7 protein-coding genes and 1 pseudogene are annotated in these 6,674 nt (G+C 37.8%); 2 read left to right on the top strand and 6 right to left on the bottom strand.

What is annotated here, in order from left to right:
• Window positions 1-159: 159 nt before the first annotated feature.
• The 3 genes and pseudogenes from MKL38_RS12620 to MKL38_RS12610 all read right to left on the bottom strand — a co-directional run bounded on the left by MKL38_RS12620 (window position 160) and on the right by MKL38_RS12610 (window position 2,987).
• Window positions 160-1,237 (bottom strand): annotated as a pseudogene (locus MKL38_RS12620) (DUF6670 family protein).
• Window positions 1,238-1,254: 17 nt separating this feature from the next.
• Window positions 1,255-2,088, bottom strand: a complete 834-nt coding sequence (pssA, locus tag MKL38_RS12615) for a CDP-diacylglycerol--serine O-phosphatidyltransferase (protein WP_004639460.1) — start codon at window positions 2,086-2,088, stop codon at window positions 1,255-1,257.
• 41 nt (window positions 2,089-2,129) lie between these two features.
• Window positions 2,130-2,987, bottom strand: coding sequence for a 23S rRNA (adenine(2030)-N(6))-methyltransferase RlmJ (locus tag MKL38_RS12610; RefSeq protein ID WP_003653584.1), 858 nt, complete (start codon window positions 2,985-2,987; stop codon window positions 2,130-2,132).
• A 117-nt stretch (window positions 2,988-3,104) separates the two neighbouring features.
• Here MKL38_RS12610 and MKL38_RS12605 point away from each other — a divergent pair, with 117 nt between their 5' ends.
• Window positions 3,105-3,710 (top strand): 2OG-Fe(II) oxygenase, encoded by a 606-nt coding sequence (locus MKL38_RS12605; RefSeq protein ID WP_270903415.1) that lies wholly within the window; start codon window positions 3,105-3,107, stop codon window positions 3,708-3,710.
• 67 nt (window positions 3,711-3,777) lie between these two features.
• Window positions 3,778-4,305, top strand: a complete 528-nt coding sequence (locus tag MKL38_RS12600) for a hypothetical protein (protein ID WP_270903414.1) — start codon at window positions 3,778-3,780, stop codon at window positions 4,303-4,305.
• Between the two features lie 58 nt (window positions 4,306-4,363).
• Here MKL38_RS12600 and MKL38_RS12595 read toward each other — a convergent pair whose 3' ends face one another.
• The 3 genes from MKL38_RS12595 to MKL38_RS12585 all read right to left on the bottom strand — a co-directional run bounded on the left by MKL38_RS12595 (window position 4,364) and on the right by MKL38_RS12585 (window position 6,645).
• A complete protein-coding gene (locus MKL38_RS12595; RefSeq protein WP_003653589.1) occupies window positions 4,364-4,609 on the bottom strand; it encodes a DUF2789 family protein in 246 nt (81 codons plus the stop codon).
• 175 nt (window positions 4,610-4,784) lie between these two features.
• Window positions 4,785-5,771: a malate dehydrogenase gene (locus MKL38_RS12590; RefSeq protein ID WP_003653591.1), complete on the bottom strand. Its 987-nt coding sequence runs from the start codon at window positions 5,769-5,771 to the stop codon at window positions 4,785-4,787.
• Window positions 5,772-5,982: 211 nt separating this feature from the next.
• Complete coding sequence (locus MKL38_RS12585; protein WP_209734293.1) at window positions 5,983-6,645, bottom strand: ribonuclease T2 family protein; 663 nt, start codon at window positions 6,643-6,645, stop codon at window positions 5,983-5,985.
• Window positions 6,646-6,674: the final 29 nt, after the last annotated feature.

Here is a 6,674-nt window from a genome sequence, read left to right as displayed (position 1 = left end):
TTATCACTTAAAGCAACCAACTCAATTCCAAGTAACTGTTTTTCAACAAGTTTCTATCTGCATCACCGCCGATGGATGTGCATTATAGAGGATTATCTTTCCCTTGCAACCCCTTTTTTCATATTAGCGAAACAACAGTTTACTTTTTAATCAAAAATGCTAAAAATAGTCATTTTTTATATAAACATGGCTGTAAAAGCATCAATTTATCTAATATTTTTTCGTCTTGGTTCTTTTCCTGCCACCTAAGTGGGCGACAATCAATATATTCACAATATCCACCTTCACCTTGTAGACATTGTTCATTCCAACTTAATTGATATTGGAAGCTTCCCACATATCCAGCAGCCAATCCAAACTTGTAGTCACCACGGCTTTGTGCATAAAGTTCAAAAATAATTTTTCCATTTTTTTTACACTGCCAAGAAAATTCTCTTGGCAAATACATCTCTTTATCATTGGGTGTTCTAACTTTTGGATAAACGCGATGGATATGTAAATTTACATCTTCAGTAAAGCTTTCGACAGGCTTACCAAATTCTTGAATATCTAACCTTGAACATAAGATGATATTCCACTGATTCCTTATTTGTGTAAATGTAAGTTGAGTCGTTTCATTTAAATTAATAATTTGGCATGTATAGAAACATAAAGATAAAAACGGTAAATGTAGAGCCCTTGCATGTTTAAAGCGTCCTAATCCTTCAACTTGATACTTTTGTCCTTTATAAAAAATTTCACCCTCACATGAACATAAGGTTGACCAATAGTCTGAGACTCCCCACTGCAATGCAGAGGTATTAGAGATATTTTCTGGAATCTGAAGAGTAAGATCACATCCCATTTCCGAGTCTAGTCGCTGAAGATGGATCTTTGGGATTTTCCACTCAATCAAATCTGTTTTATCAAACTGATATTGTTTTGAGTCAAACTGGCATTGCCGCCGAATAGAATAAGTTTTTAAATGTCCCACACTATGCTGGCTATTACTTACAAGTACAGTTGCAGTATCGATTGCCGAAGTCGTAATTGAGTGAGTGTTATAGCAAAGAGGAATGCGCGGCTGTCCAACCATACTAATGTAATTAAAATAGCGCAGTGGAGCCGGTAGATTTGGAAGGATTAAGCCTTGATAAACAATTTTAAAGAAGCCGCGAGAAGGTTGATAGACAACCCCCTCTTTGGCATTAAGGCCCAGCTGCTGTAATTGATTAATTTGATTCATCAACATAGGCATACCGAACCTCTTCTATTTTATGTTTTTATTGTTTCGTTACTCTTGCGTGCAAATAATGTCGTAACGAAACCAGATAGAGCATAGATTATTGAAACGGTCAAAATGCCCATTGGAATATTATAAGTGATTGCTGCAAAAATCAGTACTACTGGCAACATAACTACAAAAGGAACTCTTTTACGGTCCATTTGTTTGAAAGAGTAATATTTAATATTGGAGATCATGAGTAATCCCACAACTACCATAAGAACAGCATTAATGCTTTTAATCGCAATATCACGTAAATCAAAAATGAAAGGATAGTCGCGAGCAACCCACACTAATGAAATAATGATTATGGCAGCCAATGGACTTGCAATTCCGATAAAATAGCGCTTATCAACTACACCAATTTGCACATTAAAACGTGCTAAACGGAAAGCTGCACATGCTGTATAAACAAAACAACATGCCAAACCAATACGACCTAAATCATGCAAACTCCAACTATACATAAGCATTGCTGGAGCTACACCAAAAGCCAATAAGTCTGAAAGTGAGTCATATTGCTCGCCAAAAGCACTTTGTGCACCAATAGCTCGAGCAACCCGGCCATCTAAACCATCGAGTAAAGCTGCAATAAAGATGGCATAAATAGCTTGGGTGAAATCCCCATTCATACTCGCAATGATGGAATAGAAACCAGACAACAAAGCGGCTGTCGTAATTAAGTTAGGCCAAAGATAAATTCCTCGGCGCTTCACTTTTTGTCCTTCCGGATTATCTTCTTCTTCAACCACTTCGAATGTAATCCCATCAAATGAATGTTCATTATGAGTTAAATCTTGCTCTGGTTTAGGCGCATTTGTCATTATTTTCTATTCCAAACATGTGCATTGATTTAAGTTAACTGTTATTCACCTACTAACCAGCGAACAGCAGCATGGCCACCAATTTCTTGCATACGTAGATGCGGGAATAACCACTGTAGGGCTTGGTCGGCTTGTTCAGAGAACTGCCAAGGTGGATTAATCACCAATAGACCACAACCATTTAAGCCTACAGGTGTATCATCTGGCCATACACAGATTTCACAAACCAATTGACGGCGAATACCTGTTTTGAACATTTTCTTTTCAAAACGCTCAATCATCGCTCGGTCTTTAATTGGATACCAAACTGCAAAAACACCTGTTGGCCATTTTTTATAAGCTTGTTGTAAAAGTTCAACTAATTGCGGAAAGTCTTTACGCTCTAATTCGTAAGGCGGGTCAATCATGACCAAACCACGTTTTTCTTTCGGTGGAATAACGCCGAGCAAGCCTTCGTATGCATCACGCTCATGTAAACCTGCACGTTTATCATAAATGTTATGTCGCAATTGCTCAAAAACATCACGTTGCATTTCAAACACGGTAGCTTTATCAATCTCACGCATACCTTGCAAAGCAAACCATGGTGACCCCGGATAACTACCCTTACCTTCTTCAGAACGTAACTGTTCTACTAACTTCAAATATTGCTGGATTGCTTCAGGTGCCTGACGCTTTTCCATTTCAGATATCTGAACTAGTCGATGAATGCCTGTAAGAAACTCTCCAGATTTTTGTGAAGGTGCCAGAGATAAATTATATTTTCCTGCACCTCCATGCGTATCGATATAACGATAAGGTTTATCTTTAGCATTTAAACGGTTGAGAAGCTGTAGCAAAAGCACATGCTTCATAACATCTGCAAAGTTGCCCGCATGGAAATGGTGACGGTAATTCATGTTGACTTTAATTCCTCAATTCAACAAATAGTTTAACATGAAAAAAATATTCTTTCGTAAGGTTGTGATCATCTAAAATAGAGCAGCTTGATATTTTTACGATCTACTCGAGGTTATATGCTCTCTCACCTGCTTCATAACTCATGGGATCTAGATCAAATTCTAGATGACTTAAATACGCATGGCTTTGCTATTATTAATCAAGCCTATTCGGATCAATATCGCGCGCAAGTCGCCAAAGAGTGTAGCTATCATATTGATGAATTTAGAGAAGCTGGTATTCAAAATGGTGTGGTGAGCAATATTCGTAGTGACCATATTCTCTGGATTAATGATCAACTCCCTATTGCTCAACAACATATTGAAACCTTAACTTCATTTTCGCAAAGTCTAAATCAAGCATTCTATTTAGGAATTAAAGAAGTCGAAGCTCATTTTGCCCGTTATAATTTGGGTGAGTTTTATGCTTTACACCGAGACAATCCTCAACAAAAAAATGATCGTATTATCTCAACCGTTTATTATTTACATGCTGAATGGCAAGAAGATTGGGGTGGTCAATTACGACTGCAAGATAAAAATGAGAAATGGCATATTGTTGACCCAGAACCCAATCGACTGGTGATATTTCAAAGCAATTTATTGCATGAAGTATTAACTTCAAAGCAACAAAGGCTTTCGATTACGGCTTGGCTTCGTAGCGGAAATTCTCTCTGGGTTTAAAAGCTACTCTTTAAATTTAGTAAATGAACCCGATATAAATGCTATTGATCAAGAAGGGCTAGGGCGTATGTCTATTGAAAGTAAAACAATTGTGAACAGAATTGGTGAAACAGATCAGCTTTATTTGACTAAAAATACGCCTGAACTTGCTTTGGAGCGTGCCGATTTACGCTTGCAACTTGTCATATTAAGTCATGTTCGCCAAGAGCAGCTTCATTTTTTACAAGAGGGGATTGTTTTACTTGAACAAGCTCGTATGGAATATGAAGAAATGCCATTGAGTTTATATCTGAATTTATCTTTGCAGTTGGCTAAGGCTTATATGCTTTATTTTGAATTAAATAAAGAAAAACGTTTTGCGTTGATTACTCAACAAATTTTAAAGCCATTAGCCCACTACGAACATGCAGATATATATTTCTTCTTGGCTTATGCATCAGCAGCGCGAGAAGAGTCAGCGCTAACCAGGCATTGGTTAACTAAATATTTATCAACAAGTACATGTGATCTAGAATTACTTCACGCACATCCTGTCTTTAATTCAGTTCGCCAAGAACCATGGTATAAAAATTTAGTAAAATCAAAAACGCACTAAATATTTAATTTGAATCGGCCTGTTCTATATCTCATGTAAAACAGGCCTTATTTTTAATTTATCTCTTTACACTGTCTTCATGTAGTTGTTCATTTAGCTCATCAATAACCACAATCCATTCATCATCTTTTTCCCAATGACTCTTTAAAAAATCGCTTTGGCCTTTTGACCAAAAAGAGGCTTCATGTAGTTTCTGATCAGCCGGCAATTGATGTGTTTTGATAAAGTTTTCAATACTTGCTTCATCCGAATCTAAACCCAGCTGATCAAATAAAAGTTCTAAAGTAGGTTGCTGCTCAAACATTGTTATTCTCCTATAACTTGTTTTAAATCATCTATTCACTAATCTAACAATAAAACCTTTTTATATGCATGATAATGTTTATATTTTCTTGTTGTTTTTTGTGTTTCGTTGCGAATGATTGAATATAAAAAAGCACTCTAAAAAGAGTGCTTTTTTAACTTATCAAAAAGATAAATTATTTCAACATGTCAGCAATCGCTGCACGTTCTTCTTCAAGCTCATTTAACGTAAAGTTAATACGTTCACGGCTGAATTCATCAATTTCTAAACCTTGAACGATTTTGTATTCGCCGTTCTCAGTTGTTACAGGGAAACCGAACATAACGCCTTCTGGAATACCATAAGAACCATCAGATGGAATACCCATAGTTACCCATTTGCCGTTTGTACCAAGTGCCCAGTCGCGCATATGGTCAATTGCAGCGTTAGCAGCAGAAGCAGCAGAAGACAAACCACGTGCTTCGATAATCGCAGCACCACGTTTACCAACAGTTGGAAGGAACACATCTTTGTTCCATGCCGCATCGTTGATTTTGTCTTTTAAGCTTTCGCCATTTGCAGTTGCAAAACGGTAGTCAGCATACATTGTTGGAGAGTGGTTACCCCAAACTGTTAAGTGTTCGATATCAGCAACTGCAACACCAGCTTTTTGAGCAACTTGAGTCAACGCACGGTTGTGGTCAAGACGCAACATAGCAGTGAAGTTTTTCGCTGGAAGGTCTGGAGCAGAGTTCATAGCGATGTAAGCGTTAGTGTTTGCAGGGTTACCTACAACTAATACTTTAACGTCACGACTAGCAACTTCGTTTAATGCTTGACCTTGACCGATGAAAATTTCACCGTTAACTTTTAACAAGTCAGCACGTTCCATACCAGGACCACGTGGACGAGAACCTACCAATAAAGCGTAGTCAGCATCTTTAAATGCAACTTTCGGATCATCAGTCCCGATCATGCCAGCCAATAAAGGGAAAGCACAGTCATCAAGTTCCATCATTACGCCTTTAAGCGCTTGTTGAGCTTTTTCAACTGGAACTTCAAGCAATTGTAAAATAACAGGTTGATCTTTACCTAACATTTCACCGCTTGCGATACGGAATAATAAGCTGTAACCAATTTGACCTGCAGCGCCAGTCACGGCAACACGAACGGGTTGCTTCATGTAATTGTCTCCAATGAATGTCCTTAATCTAGCTAAATAGGAATTCCATCTAACTAAATCATCATAAACGGCAAAGATTGTACTCTAAAGATGTGGCAGATGCATGTAAAAGCGACTCATTTTCACCAAAAGTCTGATAGAAAATACAAATTAATATTTACAAAAAGATTCAATGCATGGTCAGCATTTTTTTACGAAATGACCGTCATCTTTAGTAACTACCTTTAATCGTGATTTCACCTGGGCAATTCGATACCACATGATTTGCACATTGTTTATATTGGCCTTTTACCGTGTAACACACCTTCACTTCAGTTAGAACAACATCTGAACGCGATAACTGACAACTTAAACGAATACCATTTTGAGGCAAGGTCGGATTAAGACGAGTAAATTGCTGTTTTAAAGCTGACTGCTGGATTTCAACATTCGTCGAACTTGTGAGGCTAGCTGGAATTTTTAGACGTTCAGCAAAGTTAATGACTGTCCGGAAATATTGACTTGCATTCATAGGAACGCACCCCCCTACACTTTTCCAAAGCTGCACACGGGCATTGTTATCAGGCATGACCCGAGCTACGACTTTAGATTGTAATGGAGAGAGAGTGGCGGAACTTTCTGTTGAACAATCTGTTTGATTTGTTTCTGGCATGAGGCCCGTAATTGTCAAAGAATATCCTTCAAGACATTTACGCTGTTTTTGTTTAGAGGGATCTAACGCACATGCGGCAGGTGTCATTTGTACATGCATAACATACCCCTGTAAGTTAACAGGTTCGGCATGCAAAACGGAACTCATCAATCCTACCCCTGCACAGATAAGCCACCATGCAAGTTGCAAAATTGAACGAAGTTCCAAATATCTATATTTCATTTAATTAAAACTTGAATATGCCAATTAAA

Origin of the sequence: Acinetobacter sp. AOR14_HL (assembly GCF_027855175.1) — a bacterium.
In the GTDB taxonomy this organism is placed as follows: Bacteria; Pseudomonadota; Gammaproteobacteria; order Pseudomonadales; family Moraxellaceae; genus Acinetobacter; species Acinetobacter calcoaceticus.
Note: the sequence above shows the minus strand (reverse complement) of the source record. Positions and strands in the feature narration are given on the sequence as shown.